Genomic DNA, 266 nt, shown 5'->3' with positions numbered 1-266 from the left:
TCTTTATATATTTCTTCCTTATAGGAATCAATTTTCGCATAAATTTGTACTAATGTAATACCGGATTCTTGCTTTTTTTCTAGCCAAGACACTAATGCCGTAAATGATGGAGATGCATGAGATGAGGTTAATACTTTATTATTATTGTTTTCAACATCTTTAAAGTAGGCATTCCACTTATTCCATACTAGCTCATTTGTTTTATAAATTGGCTCAGAGATTAACAATGCATCTCGAAACATTTGTAATAAATTATCCACTTTATA

Annotated in this window: 1 pseudogene; it reads right to left on the bottom strand. The window is 29.3% G+C overall.

The window, feature by feature from the left end:
- Positions 1–260, bottom strand: a pseudogene (locus FOT98_RS31600) (XRE family transcriptional regulator); the annotation flags it as partial.
- Between the last annotated feature and the right edge of the window lie 6 nt (positions 261–266).

It is taken from the genome of Bacillus sp. HY001 (genome assembly GCF_007558965.1).
Taxonomy (GTDB): domain Bacteria; phylum Bacillota; class Bacilli; order Bacillales; family Bacillaceae_G; genus Bacillus_A; species Bacillus_A mobilis.
Note: the sequence above shows the minus strand (reverse complement) of the source record. Positions and strands in the feature narration are given on the sequence as shown.